The following is a 16,708-nucleotide window of genomic DNA, read 5'->3' on the forward strand; positions in this document are numbered from 1 at the left end:
ATCTCATGGACCAACACAAACGGGACTTTTCGGTCAACGACCGGCTGCTGAAGATATGCGGACTCGCCGCCATCATCGGCGGGATCGCGACGCTCGCGGCGGTCGCGCTCCTCGAGCTCATCCATCTCTTCACGAACCTGTTCTTCTTCGGCACGTTCTCCATCGCGGATCGCTCGCCCGCGCTCAATACGCTCGGACCCTGGGTGATCGCGATTCCGGTGATCGGCGGCCTGATCGTCGGGATGATGGCGCGCTTCGGCTCGGAGAAGATCCGCGGCCACGGCATTCCCGAAGCCATCGAAGCGATTCTGTTCGGCAAGAGCCGCATGTCGCCGAAAGTCGCGATTCTGAAGCCGCTGTCCTCGGGCATCGTGATCGGCAGCGGCGGGCCGTTCGGCGCGGAAGGCCCGATCATCATGACGGGCGGCGCGCTCGGCTCGCTCATCGCGCAGTGCATCGACGTGACGGCGGCCGAACGCAAGACGCTGCTCGTCGCGGGCGCGGCGGCGGGCATGACGGCGGTGTTCGGCACGCCGGTCGCGGCGGTGCTGCTCGCGGTCGAACTGCTGTTGTTCGAATGGCGGCCGCGCAGCTTTCTGCCGGTCGCGCTCGCGTGCGCGGTCGCGGGCTTCGCGCGCGCGGCGGCGTTCGGCACGGAAGCGCTTTTCCCGCTCCAGACCGAGCCGCCGCACATGCTTTCGCTGCTGTCGTGCCTCGTCGCGGGGCTGCTGTCGGGCGCGCTCGCGTCGGGGCTGTCGGCGGCGCTGTACAAGCTGGAAGACCTGTTCCACAAGCTGCCGATCCACTGGATGTGGTGGCCCGCGATCGGCGCGGTGTTCGTCGGGATCGGCGGCTATTTCGAGCCGCGCGCGCTCGGCGTCGGTTATGACGTGATCGGCGATCTGCTGCATCAGCACATCGCGATTTCAGTGGCGCTGTCGATTCTCGCTGTGAAAGCGATCATCTGGGTCGTCGCGCTCGCGTCCGGCACGTCGGGCGGCGTGCTCGCGCCGCTATTGATGCTCGGCGCGGGCCTCGGCAGCGCGCTCGGCGCGATCCTGCCGGGCCACGATGCCGCGCTGTGGCCGCTCGTCTGCATGGCGGCGACGCTCGGCGCGACGCTCGGCGCCCCGCTCACCGCGATCGTCTTCGCGTTCGGCCTCACGCACGACGCCAACGCGCTGCTGCCGTTGCTGGCGGCGACGCTCGTCGCGCACGGCTTCGCGACCGTCGTGATGAAGCGCTCGATCATGACGGAGAAGATCGCCCGGCGCGGCTATCACATCTATCGCGAATACGGCGTGGACCCGCTGGAGCGCCATCACGTCGATGAAGTCATGACGCGCGACGTGCTGACGATCGACGCCGCCACGCCGCTCTCCGACGTGCTCGCGAAGCACTTCGGCCCGCAGCAGGTGCATCGCGCGTATCCGGTGGTGCGCGACGGCGTGCTCGTCGGCATGCTGGACCGCGCGTCGCTGGGAACGCTGATCGGGGCGTCGTCGGTGCAGGAAGCGGGCGCGACTATCGGGGAGGCCTTGCAGCGGCAGCAGCATGGTGCGCCGGCGTTCGCGCTGCCAGGCGAGCCGTGCCGCCTCGCCGCGACGCGCCTCGCGGTGCACGAGCTGGAACGCCTGCCGGTGGTCGCGGACAAACAGTCGCTCAGGCTCGTCGGCATCGTGGCGCGCAGCGATCTCGTCAAGCCGGCGAAGGCGCATTTCGATGAGGAGCACCAGCGCGAGCGGTTCAGGGGTTTTCGGCGCGCGCCTGCGCTGAGGAAGCACTGAACGAAGCACTGAGCGCGTTCAGGTCGGTGTGCAGATCGGCGAGCGGCTGGGTCCAGTCGCCGAGTTCGGTCTGCCGGTGGAGACGCATCGACGGATACCACGGCGTGAAGCGCTGGCAGTCGAGCCAGCGGCTGTCGCACGCCTGCGATAGCAGCACCCACACCGGGCGATTCAGCGCGCCGGCGAGATGCGCCGTACCCGTGTCGATGGTGATGAGCAGATCGAGCTTTTCCAGCACGCGGGCCGTGTCGCCGAAAGTCGAGAGATGAGGCGCGAGGTCGGTGATGCCGTGATGGTTCATGATCGCGCGTTCTTCTTCGCCGATGTCTCCGACTTGCACTGCGTAGAACCGGCAATCCTGGTTGTGCAGCAAGGATTCGAGGCGTGCGAGCGGTATCGAGCGATACGGCTCCTGACGCACGCCGCTCGCGCTTTTCCAGAGCAAGCCGATTTTCAGGCGCTTGGTCTCGTCGGCGAGCAACTCCGCCGCCTCGTCGGACAACGCCTTGGCTGGATGAATCGCGATGCGCGCCGCTGGATTCTCAGCCGGCCAATACGGCGATCGCTGGTAGCGCGCGTAGAGACTGAAGCCGAAGGTCATGCGATCGCAGCGTTCGTGTTCGATCGCACGCTGCTCCACTGTCGGCAGCGACATGGTTACTTCGTCGCTTTGCCGGAAAATCTCCTCCCATCCCGGAAAGTACTCCACGACGACCTCACGCGCGCCGTCGCGCAAGAGCGCGTCGATATAACGCGAAAACTGCACGAAATCGCCGAATCCGCCTTCTGCGTGGATGAATATCCGCATGTCCTCGACAGATTCGTCCATTTCGAGCAGCTTGTGCGGCAGGACGTGCCGCCACGCCTCATTACCTTCGAGAATGAGTCGATGAAAAGCCTCGGCGAACTCCCGGCCACGGATTGTCCGGTAGCACTGGTGTGCCTCATGGTATTTGCCGAGCAAGAACTGCGCGATGCACAGCTCCTCGGCCAGCATGTAGCGGTTATCCAAGGTAACCGATTCCTCCGCGAGTGCGCGCATCAGGAATTTCTCGGCTTCCGCGTACATCCCGAGATAACTCAGATCGATGCCGAGCTGCCCGATGTAACAGTCGGGATCCGGCAAGGCGGCGAGCTGCGCGCAGAGCGCGCGGGCTTCACCGGCGCGTCCCGCCACGCGGAGCGTGCGGACCAGGTCGAGGGGGGCGAGATTTTCCACTTCGTGGGGATGGGTCATGACGGGTCGATCTGGTTTCGGACACTGGCGATAGCCGGATATGCTAGCTTTCGTTGCATCGCAAACGTAAAAAAGTAGCTTCAAGGTAGACGCGTTCGCGCGAAGAGGAGAGGAACTTTTGGTCATCCAGTGTTTCCGGGAGCGAAAGAATCGGGCAACTGGCCGCCCGCCGGAGGACGCTCGGCGAACCGCGCACTCCGCCCCCCACCCATGACCACTCGCCGCCACTTTCTCCGCGCCGCCACCGCCACCGCCCTCGCCGCGCAGATCGCCCGCGCGCCCAATGCCGCCGAGACGCCCACGCAACCCATGCACACCCGCCCGATCCCCTCGACGGGCGAGAAACTGCCGATCGTCGGCTGCGGCACCTGGCGCACCTTCGACGCCGGCGATGACGCCGCCCGCCGCCGCGAGCTCGCCGACGTCCTGCGCGCACTCTTCGCTGCCGGCGGCTCGGTGATCGATTCATCGCCGATGTACGGCTCCTCCGAAGCCGTCGCGGGCGCGCTGCTCGCGGAATCGAACACGCGCAGCAAGGCTTTCATCGCCACCAAGGTCTGGACCGACGGACGCGCGGCCGGCATCGCGCAGATGGAGCAGTCGATGCGCTTGTGGCAAACCGATCGCATCGACCTGATGCAGATCCACAACCTGCTCGACTGGCGCACGCACCTCGCCACGCTGCGCGACTGGAAAGCCGCCGGGAAAATCCGCTATATCGGCGTCACGCATTACACGTCGGGCGCTTTTCCGCAGGTCGAATCGGTGCTGCGCTCGGAGCGCATCGACTTCGTGCAGATCAACTACGCCGCCAACGACCGCGACGCCGAAGCGCGCCTTCTGCCGCTCGCGGCCGATCGCGGCGTCGCGGTGATCGTCAATCAGCCGTTCGGCGGCGGCTCCCTGCTCGCGAGCCTGCGCAACCGCGCGCTGCCCGCGTTCGCGCAGGAACTCGGCTGCACGTCGTGGGCACAGCTCCTGCTCAAATTCGTGCTGGCCAACCCCGCCGTCACCTGCGTGATTCCCGGCACGGGACGGCGCGATTACATGATCGACAACGCACGCGCGGGCATCGGCGTCTATCCGGATGCGGCGATGAGACAGCGCATCGCCGATGCGGTCGCATAGGGAGTCAAATGAGGAGTCAACAATGAGCGATCCCTACGACCTTCAGCGTTTCGTCGACGCGCAGGCGAGCGTCATCGACGATGTCCGCGCCGAGCTTTCGGCCGGCCGCAAGCGCACGCACTGGATGTGGTTCGTCTTTCCACAGATCGCCGGCCTCGGGCACAGCGCGATGGCGCAGCACTACGCTATCTCGTCGCGCGACGAAGCCCGCGCGTATCTCGCGCATCCGGTGCTGGGCGCGCGGCTCGTCGAGCTGACGCGCATCGTCAACGGCGTGCAGGGGCGCGGCGTCGAGCAGATTTTCGGCTATCCGGACGACCTGAAATTTCATTCGTCGATGACGCTCTTCGCGCGCACCGCCGACGATCCCGACGTGTTCGACGAAGCCCTGCGCCGCTATTTCGAAGGCCATGCCGACGACGCGACGCTCGCCCGGCTCGAATGATGGGCATGGCCGTTGCGCTTTTCGAAACACTCACGTTCCCGAGGAGCCCGACGCCATGAGCCAGTCCTTCAAGCTGCACGATCATGTCCGCTGGAATACGCCGCAAGGCGAGACGACGGGGCGCATCGTGCGCGTCGTCACGGAACGCACGACGCTCGACGGCCACACCGTCGACGCATCGCGCGACGATCCGCATTTCGAGGTCGAAAGCGACAAGAGCGGCAAGCGCGCCGTGCACAAGGCCGACGCGCTCAAGCGCATCGCTCATTGAGCTTCCGGTCGCGCCGCACGGTCGCACTATTGCGGTGCGCGCGGCGCGACCTTACACCGCTTCTGCAAGAAACACGATTAGCGTTCAAACTTCTACCGCGCCGGAAGCTTGAATCGCGCATTCCATTGACCCGGTTTGCCCAAACCTTTGAGGAATCGAACCAATGAAATCGAAACTCGTGGCACTGCTCGTTGCATCGTCGGCACTTGGCCTGACTTCCACGGCATCGTTCGCCCAGGTCGCCGGAACCCAGCCGCTCGGCGTGTCGGTCGAAGTCTCGACCGCCATCATCGACGGCTGGAGCGTCAAGAAATCCGTTCTCAACAAACCCGTCGTGAACGAACAGGGACAGCGCGTCGGCGTGATCAATGACATCATCGTCGCACCCGACAAATCGGTTTCGTTCGCGATCATCGCGGCGAACAAGTTTCTCGGCGTGGCGCGTCACGACGTCGCGATTCCCATCGAGCAACTCGACGTGAAGAACGGCCAGTTCGTGCTCGCGGGCGCGACCAAGGACGCGATCAAGGCGCTACCCGAATTCCAGTACAACAAGGTGAAGGCCACGCCCAAGCCGCGCGCGGAATTCGAGCATCACTGATCGAGCCATCGGAGGCGGCCAGCGTGCCGCCTCTCTACTTCATGCCAACCGGAGCCCGCCGATGTTCAGCGCCCTCATGCTCGACAAACAGGACGACCGCACCGTCGTGTCCATTCGGTCGATCGACGAATCCAGCCTTGCAACATCCGGCGATGGCGACGTGCTCGTGCGCGTCGAATTCTCCACGCTCAACTACAAGGACGGACTCGCGATCACCGGCCAAGGCCCGGTCGTGCGCAAGTGGCCGATGGTGCCGGGCATCGACTTCGCGGGCGTCGTCGAAACGAGCTCGCATCCGGACTACCAGCCCGGCGACAAGGTCGTGCTCAACGGCTGGGGCGCGGGCGAAACGCATTGGGGCGGACTCGCGCAGAAGGCGCGCGTGCCGGGCGATCATCTGATCGCGCTGCCGGCGAACATCACGACGCGCCAGGCGATGGCCGTCGGCACCGCGGGCTATACCGCGATGTTGTGCGTGCAGGCGCTGGAAAAGCACGGCGTCGGCGCGAAAGACGGCGACGTGCTCGTGACCGGCGCGAACGGCGGCGTCGGCAGCTTCGCCGTCGCGATTCTGGCGAAGCGCGGCTATCGCGTGATTGCGTCGACGGGACGTCCCGAGGAAGCCGACCGGCTGCGCGCGCTGGGCGCGGCGGATATCGTCGAGCGCGCGACGCTGTCCGAGCCGGGCAAGCCGCTGCAAAAAGAACGCTGGGCCGCGGCGGTCGATTGCGTCGGCAGCCATACGCTCGCCAACGTCTGCGCGAGCCTGCGCTATGGCGGCGCGGTCGCCGCGTGCGGTCTCGCGCAAGGCATGGATCTGCCCGCGACGGTCGCGCCGTTCATCCTGCGCGGCGTCGCGCTGCTGGGCGTGGACAGCGTCTATGTGCCGCGCGCGCGGCGCATCGCGGCATGGAAAGCGATTGCCGACGAAGTGCCGGTCGCGACCATCGAGAGCGTCGCGACGTCCATTGCGCTCGCCGACGCGCCCGAAGCCGCCGCGCGTCTGTTACGCGGCGAGATCAAGGGGCGCGTGATCGTCGACGTCAACGCCTGAAGCGTCAGATGGCGCTCCAGCCTTTGTCGGCCGTGACCGGCTTGGCCACGCGCGGCGCGGACTTTGCAACCGGCGCGCGTGGCGCAATCGGCGCAAGCGCCGCCCCTTCCATCTTGAAAAAGGCCACGGCTTCGTTGAGCCTGCGCCCCTGATCTTCGAGCGACGAGGCCGCAGCCGCCGCTTCTTCGACGAGCGCTGCGTTCTGCTGCGTGACTTCGTCCATCTGCGTGATCGCCTGATTCACCTGCTCGATGCCGCGTCCCTGCTCCGCCGACGCCGCCGCGATCTCCTGCATGATGTCCGTCACGCGCGCGACGGCCTGCGTGACTTCGGCCATCGTGGTGCCGGCTTCGTCCGCGAGCACAGCGCCGTCGCGCACCTTGGTCGTCGAATCCGCGATCAGTTCCTTGATCTCCTTCGCCGCCGTCGACGAACGCTGCGCGAGGCTGCGCACTTCGCTCGCGACGACTGCGAAGCCGCGGCCCTGCTCGCCCGCGCGCGCGGCCTCGACCGCCGCGTTGAGCGCAAGAATATTGGTCTGGAACGCGATGCCTTCGATGATCCCGGTGATCTCCGCGATCTTTCCCGAGCTGTCGCTGATGCCGTTCATCGTGTCGACCACGCGGCCGACGACATCGCTGCCCTTCTTCGCGATATCCGACGCGTTCGACGCCAGCGCGCTTGCCTGCTGCGCGTTCTCGGCGTTCTGACGCACCGTCGACGTGAGTTCTTCCATGCTCGCCGCCGTCTCTTCGAGCGAAGCGGCCTGCTCTTCGGTGCGCTGGCTCAGATCGGTGTTGCCCGACGCGAGCTCCTTCGCCGCGCCGCCCACCGCGCCGCTGCTTTCGCGCACGCGGACGACGGTTTCGGTGAGGCGCGTGTTCATCGTGGCGAGCGCGCGCAGCAGGTCGCCGGTTTCGTCCTTCCGCTGCGCGACGATGCGGCTCGTCAGATCGCCGCGCGCCACCGTCTGCGCGATGCTGACCGCCTCGCCGATCGGCGTCGTGATCGAGCGCGTGACCGCGATGCCCGCGCCGGCCGCGAAGAGCGCCGCCACCGCGCACAACGCGATCAGCACGTTGCGCTGTGCGTGGTAGCTGGCCTCGTCGGCGCGCACGATTTCTTCGCGGCGCGCGGCGGTGTAGGTCGCGTAGTCGTCGGTGGCTTTCACGAGTTGCGCGAGCAGCGGGCGGCACTGCTCGTCCAGCTTGACGACCGCCTCTTCGTGCCGGCCCGCGAGCGCGGTGGCGACGATATCCGCCGCCACCGGCCCGTACAGCGCCTCGACACGCGCCATCTCGGCGACGAGGCTCTTCGCCTTCTCGCTCGCATCGGTCGCGGCGGCGATCATGTCCTGCAAACGCTTCAGCCGCGTCTGCACGTCCTCGTGCGCGCGCGTGACTTCGGCTTTCTCGAGCTCGACATCGGCGGGCTTCGTGACGAGCACGAGATTGCGCGCGGCAATCGCGCGGCGATCGACGGCCGTGCGGATCTGCGCGGCGACATCGGCCCGTGCATTGATGCCGTTCACGTAATCGGCGAAGCTCTCCGTCGCATTGGACAGCGCGCGCAGCGACATGCCTGCAACCAGCACGACCAGTACAGCCAGAATGCCGAATCCTGCGATCAACTTGTTCTTGATCGCGATGTTCTCGAGGTTCATGTTGTGGGTTCTCTCAGGTCTGTTCGACAGATAAACGGCGCCATCGCGTTTCGCTTTGCGCGGCATCCTGCACCGCACGGGCAAACGTCTGCCCGCAGGTCGGATTGGGCGCTCTACTGCTGATTACGGCGGGCGTGCTTTCGTCTGAAGGGTAAAAAATTCGGACGGTCCGCATTTTGTGCGATCCGCGCGGTCGGAACGGCCGGTTTCGCTTCGGTAATTGCCTACCTGCATCGGTGATCGGCGATACTGAACGCTCGTGCCCGCTTACGTTCAATTCACCCTCGCGCTCCGATGCCCGATTTCCTCGACTACCGCACGCCCCAATTCGAAGCCGCGCTCGCGGCGCTTCCCGCTGCGCCCACCACGAACCTCGCCGTCGACGAAGCCTACTGGCACGCGGTGCGCGGCCTGTGGCATCACTCCGACGCGCTGATCAATCTGGAAAACGGCTTCTGGGGCGCGATGACCGAGCCGGTCAAAGCAATGTTCCAGCACTGGACCGAGCGCGTGAATCGCGAAACGACGCTTTTCATCCGGCCGCATCTGATGACGCTGTACCAAGGCTTGCGCGAGCGTCTCGCGGCGGCGATGGGCTGCGCGGTCGAGGAAATCGAATTGACGCGCAACGCAACCGAGGCGCTGCTCGCGCTCATCAGCGGCTACAACCGGCTGGCGCCGGGCGACACCGTGCTTTACAGCGATCTCGAGTACCCGTGCGGCAAGGACGCGATGGAATGGCTGCGCGAGCGGCGCGGCGTGACGCCGGTGCGGATCGTGATACCCGAACCCGCGACGCGCGAAGCCGTGCTCGAAACGTATTCGAAGGCGTTGCGCGAGCATCCGCGCACGCGGCTCGTGCTGCTCTCGCACGTGTGCTTCGCAACGGGTCTTGTGCTGCCCGTCGCGGACATATCGGCGATGGCGAAGGATGCGGGCGCCGACGTGATCGTCGACGCGGCGCATTCGTGGGGCCAGCTCGATTTCGACGTGCCCGATCTGAACGCGCCGTTCGCCGCGCTGAATCTGCACAAGTGGATCGGCGCGCCGCTCGGCTGTGGCGCGATCTATATCCGCCGTGGCCATGTCGCGTCGATCGACCCGTATTTCGGCGACCGCACCTGGCCCGCCGACGACATCCGCGCGCGCGTGCACACCGGCTCGCCGAACTTCGCCGCGTGGTTCACGCTGCCGGCCGCGCTCGACGTGCACCGGCGCATCGGCGCGAAGGCGAAGGAGATGCGTCTGCGGGCGTTGCGCGACGCGTGGGCGGAACCGGCGCGCGCGCTGCCCGGCGTGCAGATCATGACGCCCGCGGATGCGTCGACGAATTCGTCGATGAGCGCGGGCATCACCGCTTTCCGGCTGAACGGACGCGCGACCAAAGACGCCTGCGACGCGATCGTCGCCGCATTGCGCGAGCGCTTCGGCGTGTTCACCGTCACGCGCCCCGGCCCTGACTCGGGCGAAGTCGTGCGCGTGACGCCCGCGCTGTTCTCGACGATGTCGGACGCGGCGCGTTTGCTCGAAGGCATCGAAACGCTGTCGCGCGAATCGAAATAAGCGTCAGCGCACGTCGAGCCGCTCGATCAGGCGTTCGAGCGCTTCGGAACACGGCGCTTCGATCTTGAGCGCGAGGAGCGCATCGGCGCGTGTCTTGCCGATGTTGATGGCGGCGATCGGCTTGCCGCTCTTCGCGGCCCATTCGCAGAAGCGATAGCCCGAATACACCATCAGCGACGACCCGACGACGAGCATCGCGTCGGCGGCTTCGAGCGAGCGCGCTGCGTCGTCGACGAGCACGCGCGGCACGCTCTCGCCGAAGAACACCACGTCGGGCTTGAGCACGCCGCCGCAGCGCGTGCAGCCGGGCACATCGAACGAGGCGAAGTCCAGATCTTCGATCTGCGCGTCGCCGTCCGGCACTGCGGGCGCCGTGTAACCGACGAAACCCGGATTCGCCGCCTCCAGCATGTTCTGCACCGCCCCGCGCGTGTGCCGCTCGCCGCATTCGATGCAACGCACCCGCCCGATATTGCCGTGCAGCTCGATCACATCGGGATTACCCGCGCGCGTGTGCAGTCCATCGACGTTCTGGGTGACGAGCCGATGCACCCGCGAGCGCGCCGCGAGCGCTCGCAACGCGTGATGCGCGGCGTTCGGCCGGGCCTTCTCGACCACCGGCCAGCCGATCAGACTGCGCGCCCAGTAGCGCCGCCGCGCATAGTCGGAGCCGAGAAAATCTTTCAGCAGGATCGGCGCGCGGCCGGTGCGCTGGCCTTCGCGGTCGCGATAACAGGGGATGCCCGACTCCGTACTGATGCCCGCGCCCGAGAGCACGAAAAGCCGCGGATGCCGTTCGACGAATTCATGAAGCTGCTGCACGTTCCGTCCTTTCTCGCGCGTGGGGTGCGCGTCGTTGTCGTGAAAATATAAGGCGAAACCGCGCGCCGCTGGCCTTACCACTTTTAGAATATTGAAATTGGCTTGACCAAATCGGCGCACCTCGTTAGATTGTCTGACGCCCCACTCCAAAGACACCACGAGACACAAGCATGCTGACCGTCATTTGCGAAACGCCCGGAACCCTGAAAGCCGAACAGCGCGAGAAACCGCAGCGCGGCGAAAACGAAGTGCTGCTGCGCGTGAAGCGCGTCGGCGTGTGCGGCACGGACCTGCACATCTTCACCGGCAATCAGCCGTATCTTTCGTATCCGCGTGTGATGGGCCACGAACTTTCCGGCGTGATCGAGGAAGCGGACCCGGCGAGCGGCCTGAAGGCGGGCGACACCGTCTATGTGATGCCCTATCTGTCGTGCGGCAAGTGCATCGCGTGCCGTCAGGGCAAGACCAACTGCTGCGTAAATATTCAGGTGCTGGGCGTGCATCGCGACGGCGCGTTCACCGAATACCTGAACCTGCCCGCGCAATTCGTGCACAAGGCGGAAGGCGTGACGCTCGATCAGGCCGCGATGGTCGAATTCCTCGCGATCGGCGCGCATGCCGTGCGACGCGCGGACGTGCAGCCGAAACAGCGCGTGCTGGTCGTCGGCGCCGGTCCGATCGGCATGGCGGCCATCACTTTCGCGCGGCTGCGCGGCGCGAACGTCACCGCGCTCGACACGCGCGAAGACCGCCTCGCGTTCTGCAAGCGGGAACTGAAGGCCGACGCGACCGTGCAGATCGGCGAGCATGACAAGGAAGAACTGTCGAAGCTGACGAACGGCGAATTTTTCGATGTCGTCTTCGACGCGACCGGCAACTCACGCGCGATGGAGCGCGGCTTCGAGTTCATCGCGCATGGCGGCAAGTATGTGCTGGTGTCGATCGTGCCGGACCGCATCTCGTTCGCCGATCCCGAGTTTCACAAGCGCGAAGCGACATTGCTCGCGAGCCGCAACGCGACGCCCGAGGACTTCGAGACGGTGCTCGCCGCGATGCGCAAAGGCGAAGTGCCGACCGATGCGCTCAACACGCATCGTCTGACGCTCTCCGACGTGCCCGAGCGCTTCTCGTCGCTGCTCGATCCGAAAGCGGGCGTCGTGAAGGCGATCGTCGAGTGTTGATGGATTAGTCAGGGCGCGCCGCGTGCGAAGCGCGGGCGTCCTTGCGCGTCGTGCCACGGCTCGGCGCTCTTGCACCAGATTTCATACTGCGGCGGATACAGCCCGGTTTCGTCGAAGATGCCGGTCGGCACTTCGATCTCGTCCACGCCATCGAACGCCAGATAGACGGGCGAACCGCATGTCGGGCAATGATGGCGCTTGCCTGTCGCTGAACTTTCCCACGCCACCGTGCCGCCCGATACATCGAACGCCGCGCGCGTGAAAATTGCGTAGACGCCGAACGGCGCGCCGTGAATGCGCCGGCACGTCATGCAGTGACACAGATTCACTTCCTTCGGCTCGCCCGTGACGCGCACGCGCACTGCGCCGCATGCGCAACCGCCTGCGTGGATCGGCTGAGAGCTCATGCGTCGTTTCTCCCCCCGATCGGCAACGCCCGGCATGATCCGGGCGCTTGCCGGTGATTCATCGCACGAAGTAGCCGCGGTTCGACATGCAGTCGCTGTAGGCGCGCCAGTAGCGCACCATCGGCGGTTCGGGCGGCGGAAGCGGCGGCATTTTCATGTCGCCGCCGTAGATGGCGTCGGATGCGCCGGAAGCCCCGGCCGCAATCGATGCCGGAAGCGTGGGCATGGCCGACGATGCGTCGCGCGGCGCGGAAGCGCCCGCTACCATCGCCGCCGGTGCACCCGACGCCGCGACGGCCGCCGCCGCACCCGATGCCGGCACCGCGGCAGAAGCGCCGTGCGCGCCCGATGCAAGCGCCGGCAACGGCGGCTCGACCGGACGCGGCGGCGTGAGCACGCGTGTTTCGCGCGGCGCGTCGCGCGGTGCGGTCTGCGGCTCGCGCGCCATGTTCACTTTCGTCGTCTGGTTGGCGTAGCCGTAGCAGGCGGCGTTATCGACCGATTGCTGCCATGAGGACTGGCTGCGTCCGGGCACGGTGAGCGGCTGCTGCGCGAAGGCGGCGCCACACGCCGCGAGCAAGGCGATTCCCGCGTAAGTGGAAGGTCTCATTGGCTTGCAGTTCCCCGATGCGGTGTTTTTTGTCGTTGCAGGCCGCACCGCTCACACATATCTCGGCGGCGCGAGTCTGCGCCGGGCCTGCTGCCAAGGATACCGCGACCGCCAAACCGTCCACGCCAGAAGCACTGGCATCTTCCGCCAATTTTTCAGACGTGAGCGGCCCGGCGCACACCCACGGGAAGCCGTGCGTCAGAACTTCATGCCGACGCCGACGCCGATCACCCACGGATCGATCTTCAGCGAGCCGAGATCCGCGCCATTGGCCGACGCGCTGGTACGCATCCAGATCTTCTTCAGGTCCGCGTTGACGAACAGGTTCTTCGCCACTTGCACGTCGACGCCGGCCTGCAGTGCCGGACCGAAGCTGCTGCGCGTGATCGACACCGGCGTGTCGCCGGCCTTCAGCTTGTCGTTGTAGAAGTAGGTGTAGTTCAGACCCGCGCCGACGTACGGACGCACGCGGCCCGCGTGATTGAAGTGATATTGCAGGAGCAGCGTAGGCGGCAACACGCCCACGCCGCCAAGCCCGCCGATATTCGATGTCACCTGATGCCGTGACGTCGCGAGAATCAGTTCCATGCCGATCTGGTCGGTGAACATGTACGTGAAGTCGAGCTCGGGCACGATGGCGTTGTTGACGCCGACGCCGAGCGTGCCCAGCGCGCCGCCCGCCGACACGTCGGGCTGGATGCTGATCGCGCGCAGCCGCACGAGAATGTCGCCCGCGTGAATGCCGTCTATCGAACTGTTCGACGACGTCTCGCCCGCTGCCTGCGCCGTGCCCGCGAACAGCGCCGCGCATGCCATCACGATGGCCCCGAGACCTTTTCTCATTTCTATCTTTCCCACGTTAAAAATGAGAATTGTCCCGTCAGGCCGCCGTTCCGCCTTTGATGGCAGTCAACCGTGCCGTGCGCATGCACACTCGCATGCCGCCCGCTTGCGCGCGGACAAGTAACGTGTTCGAAAGCCGCCGGAAAGCGGGTCCACGCCTTGCTAACTCAAAGGGAAAGTGCAGAACAGATGCGAGGCAGCAGATGAAACCCACACTCGGCACACTCGGGCGCATGGCGGGAATCCTGCTCGGCGGCACGCTAGCCGTCGTGGCAAGCGCGCAGCAGGCGCCGCAGAAACCGAACAAGCTCGACTACGACAGCACGCCCGCGTATTCAGAGAAGAACGTCACGCCGCCCGCGGCCGCCGCCGCGAACGCCAGCGACGCGCTGAAGACGCGCCCCGGCGAAAAGTCCGCGGGCAAAGGCGCAAAGCCCGATCGGCCGAACGGACTCGGCTTCGATGCGGGCGCAAGCGGCATGGGCAAGAAGCAGTAGCGGCGATCAGGCGTCGGAGGGCTTGTCCGGCCACGGCCACGTGGCGTAGCGAGACGGTTTCCTGGACGCAGCCTTGGCGCCCCGCTTCTCCGCGGGCGTTGGAGCGGGAGCGGGAGCGGATGGCTCAGCCTCGTGCGCCGGCGCCGCGCTGACCGCGGTATCGGGCAGATCCTCCCCAAACCACGGCACGTCGTTGCGCCGCTCTGTCACGTACGCATCCCACCCTGGCGCGTTATCCGCGAAGAGATCGTGCTTGACGGTGTTGGCGAGCATCGGGCGATTCAAGGTTTCATCGAGCAGCCCCTTCGGCCACACGAAAAACGCGCCCGTAGCACGGCGGATGAAATCGCGCGGCGTCATCTTGTCGTCGACGAAGCCGAGCAGCGTGAAGCCCGCGAGCGCATCGTTGCCCTTCACCGCATCGCCGATGCTCGCATAATCGTCGGCGCATTGGCTCAGGCAAAACACCGTCTCCAGCACATCGCCAAGATGCAGCAGCAGTGCGCGTCGTTCGTAGGGATCTTGCATGGCGGTCTCTTGTTTCGTCATTCGCTGTTCCGATATGTCGAGGTGGATTCATCGGCGCGCACTGCCGCACGTGCCGCGTTCATCTCGAATTTTAGCGAACCTGCCGTGACACGTCGGCGCGCGAGCGCTCGGATCACTTCGAAAAGCGCGTGCGAAAACTAGACGAGGCCGGAACCCGCGAGCGCCGCGTCGCGGAGTTGCGGGTCGTGCATCGTGCGCCAAAGTTTGAAGCGCGTGAGCGGACCTCGCGGCGCGCGCGCATCGAGCGGCGCGAACGGGTCGTAGCGTTCGGGCAGCGCGATGCGCCTGGAACACAGCGCATAGCCGAACGCGATTGCTCCGATGAGCACGGCGAGCAGCAGCCACGCGACGATGCGTGCGATCACGCCGGCTTATGCGCTATCGGCCGCGTGCGCGGCGTTCACGCGCTCGGCGAGTTTCGCGTCGTAGCTCGAATGCACGTGGACGCGCTTTTTCTCGGGATACGCGTACGCATAAGCCCTGCGCAATGCGAGCGATGCTTCGTGAAAGCCTGACAAGATGAGCTTCTGCTTGTTCGGATAGTTGGCGATATCGCCGACCGCGAAAATGCCGGGCCGCGACGATTCATAGTTCGACGTATCCACTTCGATGCGTCCGCCGCGCACATCGAGATTCCATGTCGCGATCGGCCCGAGCTCTGAGACGAGACCGTAGAGCGCGACGATCTCGTCCACGGGGATATCGCTCGCGCCTTCGATCTGTTTGATGCGCGCGCCGCGCAGCGTGCCATCGGGCGCATCGAGCGATTCGATCATCCCGACGACGAAATCCATCTCGCCGGCATCGACTGCGCGTTTCATCATCGCGACGGAGTTGGCTGCTGCCGAGAAACCGCTGCGCCGATGCACGAGCGTGAGCTTCTTTGCGATGTCCTTCAACGCGAGCGCCCAGTCGAGCGCCGAGTCGCCGCCGCCCGCGACGATGATTTCCTTGTCGGCGAAATCCGCCACGCGCGAGACGCTGTAGTGCACGTGTTTGTCTTCGAGCGCGGCGACTTCGGGCAATTGCAGGCGCTGCGGCACGAAGGCGCCGTTGCCTGCGGCGATGAGAATCGCGGCGGCATCGAAGGTCATGCCGTTTTCAGTCTCGATCGTCCAGCGATGATCGTCTTCGCGCTGCGTGACGGACTGCACGCGCTGATCGAGATGGATGGGCACGTCGAAGGGACGAATCTGTTCGAGCAGACGATCGACGAGCTCGCGCGCGGTGCAGGACGGGATCGCGGGGATATCGTAGATGGGCTTGTCGGGATAGAGCTCGATGCACTGCCCGCCGATGCGCCCGAGCGTATCGACGATCTGGCACGTGAGGCCGATCACGCCGGCTTCGAAGGCGGCGAATAGGCCTACGGGGCCTGCGCCTATGATCAATACGTCGGTTTTTATCGCTTCGCGTTGGGGTTCCATTTCGGGGCTTTTCCGGTTCTTTGCTTTTCAGCATTCTCCGGGCCACGATACAGAAAGCGCTTTGATGGGGCAACGAAGCCCCTTTTGGCTTAGCGGCGATTGGACTCAGGCGCGTGCATCGAAGGCTTTGTCGAAAGCGACGGTTCCGGTCGGAGCGTTTTCTTGAAACGCGATCGCCTGGAAATATTCGGCGGGAACGTCGGGGAGCACGAGTGTGGGTTCTGGCTTGAAACCGAAGCGGCTGTAATAGTCCGGATCGCCGAGTACGACGCAGCCCGCGGCGCCATCGCGCTTCAGATGCGCGAGCGCTTCTTTCACGAGCTCGCTGCCGAAGCCTTCGCGTTGACGCATGGGCGTCACCGAGAGTGGGCCGAGGCCGAACCAGGCGCTTGCGTTTCCCGTGATGGAGACGGGCGAGATCGCGATGTGTCCGACGAGGTCATCGGCTTCCATCGCGACGAGGGACAGGGTCAGGCGTCCTGCACGGCGCAATGCATTGACGATGAAGTGCTCCGTGTGGCTCGAATACGGCATGTCGAGGAAGGCGGCGGCGGTCAGGGATTCGATCGGGGCGATGTCGGAGGGGTGTTCGGGTCGGATTCGTGGGGGTGACTTCATTTCGG

19 protein-coding genes are annotated in these 16,708 nt (G+C 65.6%); 9 read left to right on the forward strand and 10 right to left on the reverse strand.

Annotated features, from left to right (window positions below; genetic code table 11):
- Window positions 1-5: 5 nt before the first annotated feature.
- Complete coding sequence (locus AWB75_RS06050) at window positions 6-1,787, forward strand: chloride channel protein (RefSeq protein WP_061123170.1); 1,782 nt, start codon at window positions 6-8, stop codon at window positions 1,785-1,787.
- Here the strand turns inward: AWB75_RS06050 and AWB75_RS06055 are convergent.
- Window positions 1,747-3,252 carry a glycosyltransferase family 9 protein gene (locus tag AWB75_RS06055; RefSeq protein ID WP_143746404.1) on the reverse strand — a complete coding sequence of 502 codons (1,506 nt, stop codon included), beginning with the start codon at window positions 3,250-3,252 and terminating at the stop codon, window positions 1,747-1,749. The genes AWB75_RS06050 and AWB75_RS06055 overlap by 41 nt on opposite strands.
- Between AWB75_RS06055 and AWB75_RS06060 the strand changes: the two genes are divergently transcribed.
- The 5 genes from AWB75_RS06060 to acuI all read left to right on the forward strand — a co-directional run bounded on the left by AWB75_RS06060 (window position 3,235) and on the right by acuI (window position 6,523).
- Window positions 3,235-4,152, forward strand: a complete 918-nt coding sequence (locus tag AWB75_RS06060) for an aldo/keto reductase (protein ID WP_061123172.1) — start codon at window positions 3,235-3,237, stop codon at window positions 4,150-4,152. The genes AWB75_RS06055 and AWB75_RS06060 overlap by 18 nt on opposite strands.
- Before the next feature lie 22 nt (window positions 4,153-4,174).
- Entirely contained in the window at window positions 4,175-4,597 is a 423-nt protein-coding gene (locus AWB75_RS06065; protein ID WP_061123173.1) for a DUF1810 domain-containing protein, read from the forward strand.
- 55 nt (window positions 4,598-4,652) lie between these two features.
- The gene (locus tag AWB75_RS06070; RefSeq protein ID WP_061123174.1) at window positions 4,653-4,868 is read left to right on the forward strand and encodes a hypervirulence associated TUDOR domain-containing protein; all 216 of its coding nucleotides are present in this window, start codon (window positions 4,653-4,655) and stop codon (window positions 4,866-4,868) included.
- Window positions 4,869-5,031: 163 nt separating this feature from the next.
- Window positions 5,032-5,469: a PRC-barrel domain containing protein gene (locus AWB75_RS06075; protein ID WP_061123175.1), complete on the forward strand. Its 438-nt coding sequence runs from the start codon at window positions 5,032-5,034 to the stop codon at window positions 5,467-5,469.
- A gap of 61 nt (window positions 5,470-5,530) precedes the next feature.
- Window positions 5,531-6,523: an acrylyl-CoA reductase (NADPH) gene (acuI, locus tag AWB75_RS06080; protein ID WP_061123176.1), complete on the forward strand. Its 993-nt coding sequence runs from the start codon at window positions 5,531-5,533 to the stop codon at window positions 6,521-6,523.
- A 4-nt stretch (window positions 6,524-6,527) separates the two neighbouring features.
- On the opposite strand, the gene AWB75_RS06085 is transcribed toward acuI, so the two are convergent.
- Complete coding sequence (locus AWB75_RS06085) at window positions 6,528-8,186, reverse strand: methyl-accepting chemotaxis protein (protein WP_061123320.1); 1,659 nt, start codon at window positions 8,184-8,186, stop codon at window positions 6,528-6,530.
- Window positions 8,187-8,480: 294 nt separating this feature from the next.
- On the opposite strand from AWB75_RS06085, the gene AWB75_RS06090 reads away from it, so the two are divergent.
- Entirely contained in the window at window positions 8,481-9,749 is a 1,269-nt protein-coding gene (locus AWB75_RS06090; RefSeq protein WP_061123177.1) for an aminotransferase class V-fold PLP-dependent enzyme, read from the forward strand.
- A gap of 3 nt (window positions 9,750-9,752) precedes the next feature.
- Here AWB75_RS06090 and AWB75_RS06095 read toward each other — a convergent pair whose 3' ends face one another.
- Complete coding sequence (locus tag AWB75_RS06095; RefSeq protein ID WP_061123178.1) at window positions 9,753-10,652, reverse strand: NAD-dependent protein deacetylase; 900 nt, start codon at window positions 10,650-10,652, stop codon at window positions 9,753-9,755.
- A gap of 89 nt (window positions 10,653-10,741) precedes the next feature.
- Here AWB75_RS06095 and AWB75_RS06100 point away from each other — a divergent pair, with 89 nt between their 5' ends.
- Window positions 10,742-11,752 (forward strand): zinc-binding alcohol dehydrogenase family protein, encoded by a 1,011-nt coding sequence (locus AWB75_RS06100; RefSeq protein ID WP_061123179.1) that lies wholly within the window; start codon window positions 10,742-10,744, stop codon window positions 11,750-11,752.
- Window positions 11,753-11,760: 8 nt separating this feature from the next.
- Here the strand turns inward: AWB75_RS06100 and AWB75_RS06105 are convergent, their stop codons facing one another.
- The 3 genes from AWB75_RS06105 to AWB75_RS06115 form a co-directional block, all read right to left on the reverse strand.
- The gene (locus AWB75_RS06105; RefSeq protein ID WP_061123180.1) at window positions 11,761-12,159 is read right to left on the reverse strand and encodes a GFA family protein; all 399 of its coding nucleotides are present in this window, start codon (window positions 12,157-12,159) and stop codon (window positions 11,761-11,763) included.
- A 58-nt stretch (window positions 12,160-12,217) separates the two neighbouring features.
- Window positions 12,218-12,769 carry a hypothetical protein gene (locus tag AWB75_RS06110; protein WP_061123181.1) on the reverse strand — a complete coding sequence of 184 codons (552 nt, stop codon included), beginning with the start codon at window positions 12,767-12,769 and terminating at the stop codon, window positions 12,218-12,220.
- 198 nt (window positions 12,770-12,967) lie between these two features.
- Complete coding sequence (locus AWB75_RS06115; protein ID WP_061123182.1) at window positions 12,968-13,585, reverse strand: OmpW/AlkL family protein; 618 nt, start codon at window positions 13,583-13,585, stop codon at window positions 12,968-12,970.
- A 230-nt stretch (window positions 13,586-13,815) separates the two neighbouring features.
- Here AWB75_RS06115 and AWB75_RS06120 point away from each other — a divergent pair, with 230 nt between their 5' ends.
- The gene (locus tag AWB75_RS06120) at window positions 13,816-14,109 is read left to right on the forward strand and encodes a hypothetical protein (RefSeq protein ID WP_061123183.1); all 294 of its coding nucleotides are present in this window, start codon (window positions 13,816-13,818) and stop codon (window positions 14,107-14,109) included.
- 6 nt (window positions 14,110-14,115) lie between these two features.
- Here AWB75_RS06120 and AWB75_RS06125 read toward each other — a convergent pair whose 3' ends face one another.
- The 4 genes from AWB75_RS06125 to AWB75_RS06140 all read right to left on the reverse strand — a co-directional run bounded on the left by AWB75_RS06125 (window position 14,116) and on the right by AWB75_RS06140 (window position 16,703).
- Window positions 14,116-14,637, reverse strand: a complete 522-nt coding sequence (locus AWB75_RS06125) for a hypothetical protein (RefSeq protein WP_087086506.1) — start codon at window positions 14,635-14,637, stop codon at window positions 14,116-14,118.
- Between the two features lie 158 nt (window positions 14,638-14,795).
- Window positions 14,796-15,023, reverse strand: a complete 228-nt coding sequence (locus AWB75_RS06130) for a hypothetical protein (RefSeq protein ID WP_061123185.1) — start codon at window positions 15,021-15,023, stop codon at window positions 14,796-14,798.
- A 6-nt stretch (window positions 15,024-15,029) separates the two neighbouring features.
- Window positions 15,030-16,085 (reverse strand): NAD(P)/FAD-dependent oxidoreductase, encoded by a 1,056-nt coding sequence (locus AWB75_RS06135; RefSeq protein WP_061123186.1) that lies wholly within the window; start codon window positions 16,083-16,085, stop codon window positions 15,030-15,032.
- Between the two features lie 105 nt (window positions 16,086-16,190).
- Window positions 16,191-16,703: a GNAT family N-acetyltransferase gene (locus AWB75_RS06140; protein WP_061123187.1), complete on the reverse strand. Its 513-nt coding sequence runs from the start codon at window positions 16,701-16,703 to the stop codon at window positions 16,191-16,193.
- Window positions 16,704-16,708: the final 5 nt, after the last annotated feature.

The organism is Caballeronia catudaia, from assembly GCF_001544755.2.
Classification (GTDB): Bacteria; Pseudomonadota; Gammaproteobacteria; order Burkholderiales; family Burkholderiaceae; genus Caballeronia; species Caballeronia catudaia.